The 2,868-nt window shown below is 24.1% G+C and carries 2 protein-coding genes; both read right to left on the reverse strand.

Features of this window, described 5'->3' with window-relative positions; all coding sequences use genetic code 11:
- Positions 1-350: 350 nt before the first annotated feature.
- Positions 351-1,550, reverse strand: a complete 1,200-nt coding sequence (locus ACRC03_RS09360; protein ID WP_438652300.1) for an alanyl-tRNA editing protein — start codon at positions 1,548-1,550, stop codon at positions 351-353.
- 282 nt (positions 1,551-1,832) lie between these two features.
- On the reverse strand, positions 1,833-2,792 hold the full coding sequence (locus ACRC03_RS09365) for a magnesium transporter CorA family protein (RefSeq protein WP_438652301.1): 960 nt from the start codon (positions 2,790-2,792) through the stop codon (positions 1,833-1,835).
- Positions 2,793-2,868: the final 76 nt, after the last annotated feature.

Here is a 2,868-nt window from a genome sequence, read left to right on the forward strand (position 1 = left end):
ATTTCCTATTTACGTATTACAAATAATTCGATTTGTATATTGTTCTATTTTTATAAATTAATATCTTTTCTTGCAATATATCTTAGTAAAATTTATTTCCTCATCTTTTTTGCCGAATTACGCTATTTAAACATACTTAAAAATCTAATTAAATATTTGGAGTTTTAAGTATGTTTTTTAAAATTAATATATGTATTAATCATTTAATCATGTATAGCTATTTTAAACATGTTTTAAATAGCTATACATCCACTTTTTAATATAAAACACTAATTTAGTTTAATATAATAAAATTATGTAAACTTACCTTTTGGAATAATTGAATTTTTAAAATTTCTATATGATTTTATTTATATATCTTTTTCTAGCTTCTTAAAAGCATAATCTAGAGCTATTTCTAGATTTCCATTATTTTTACCTCCACCTTGTGCAAGTATTGAGTTCCCCCCTCCTCTACCATCTACTAAAGTCATAGTATCTTTTAATAAATTATTCATATTTATATTATTTAAATCTTTAGAACAAGCAAATATTAAATTAACTTTATCATCATATTTAACACCAATTAAAGCAACTGCATTTTCCTCTTCTGATATTTTAGATGCTATTTTTGATACGTATTTTAAGTTTTCATTAATATATATTTTAACGACAACAGATAAGTTTTTTATCTTACCTGCATTTTTTATCATATCTTTTATTTCATAGCTAGCTACTTCATCTTCTAATTTTCTATTACTACTTAAAGTACTTTCTACTTTTTCATGTAAGTTCTTTATACCCTTTATCGCTTCCTCCTCACCACAGCTTAAATATCTACATATATCAGCTAAGCATAAATCTCTTTTTAAAGTGTAATCAATCGCTCTTTTACCCGCTAAGAATTCTATTCTTGTCGTATTTTTGTGTTTTTCCCATCTTTTTATTTTAATCATTCTAATATCTAAAGTAGACTTAGGGTGAACTCCACAACAAGCATTGCTATCTAAATCTACTATTTTTACTATTCTTATTTCTTCTGATGTATCTGGCAAATCTCTTCTTATCCAAATCTTTTTAAGATCCTTTTTAGTTGGTGTTAGAGTTTCTAAAGCTATATTTTGTCCTATTATATCATTTGCATATAATTCTATTTCTCTTATTTGCTCTATTGTCAATATCCCTTGTATATCAACAGTACTTATATCTTTACCTAAGTGAAAAGCTACCGTATTGGCCTTAAACTTAGTATAAAAACAACCAGATAAAATATGTTGTCCAAAGTGTTGATGCATTCCATCTTCTCTTCTTTCCCATTCTATAGAACACTTTACTTTATGTATTTTTATAGGTTTTTTCTCTACTACATGATATACATTTCCATTCTCTTCATATACATTTACTACATTATGAACATCGATAGTTCCTAAATCACAAAATTGTCCGCCACCACCAGGGAAAAAGGCAGTTTTATCTAGTAATATATGAAACTTTCCATCTTTTTCTGCTATTTCTACTATCTCAGCTGTAAAATCTTTTATGTACTGGTCTTTATAATATAATTTTTCCATATTACCTCCTATATATTAGTTATAAAAGTAATTTTACACTATATACTTTTATTAAGAAAGGTATTGTACTTAAAAAAGATAATATTAATATATATTATCTTTTTTAAGTACTTTTTCTACCTTGTTTTTTTAATTTCAAGTGTATTTTACTTAAATAAATTAAGTAAAATGCCATTTACTCTAGTGAGTCGACTTTAAATAATTAAGTTCATAATAAATAGGTATCAAAATGTAAATTAGAAAAAATTATCTATATTACACTTTGATACCTATTTAATTATATTATAAAAGTTTTTTCAATTTAAATATTATTACTCCTACAATTAAGATAAATACCATCATTCCTAAAACTATTGGATAACCATAAACATAATCAAGTTCTGGCATTTCTTTAAAATTCATACCATAAATTCCCGTTATTATAGTCAAAGGTGCAGCAATTCCTGTAAGTAATGTTAATTTAGTTATTAGGCTATTGGTTTTTTCTGCAACTTTAGATGAATAAATATCTAGAAGCTTATCAGCTAATTCTCTAGTTGATAATGCAAATTTGTATAATTTATCAATACCAATATCAATGCCTTGTAAGTTATCTAAATTATACTTTTTCATGTCTGAGTATTTTAAATATCTTATATTTTCTTTTAATATTCTATCCCCTATATATAATAGGGGGCGTATGGTTTTTACAACTGTTCTTGTTATTCCCCTTATATAATTAATGTTTATAATATGATTGTCATTTATTCCATTCATCATATTATCTTCTAAATCTAAAATTATATCCTCTAACTTTTCTAAGTTTTCAAATTCTCGAATTATTATAGTCTTAAATATGATGTAAGTTATTTTATAAAGATTTACTACACCAGGGTAGTTATCTAAGTGTATGTTGTTCATTATCATACATTTTACTACATCAAAAATAAAATGACTTTCTTTGCAAACTACTAATATAAAGTTGTCTGATAAATACATATTAACCTCTTCAACTTCTACTTTATCATTATTAATTTCAAATGTATTTACACTCAGAAAATCGTAATTATCAAACAGATCCAATTTAATATTTTCATCAAACTTAAGACAATCATTAAAAGTAATTTCATCAATCTCTAAAATATCCTTTATTAGTTTTAATTCATTTACATCACTTAATATAAGATAGTAGTGTTCTTTGTTATAAAAATCATCTTTAAATTCATTATTTTTTTCCCTTGTATTCAAATTCAATATATACATATTTAACTCCCAAAATATTATTTGTAATTTAACTAAGCAAGAAGATTTATTAATTTTAAAATAGGACTAAACATTA

Origin of the sequence: Romboutsia sp. (assembly GCF_051659545.1) — a bacterium.
In the GTDB taxonomy this organism is placed as follows: domain Bacteria; phylum Bacillota; class Clostridia; order Peptostreptococcales; family Peptostreptococcaceae; genus JBOFOR01.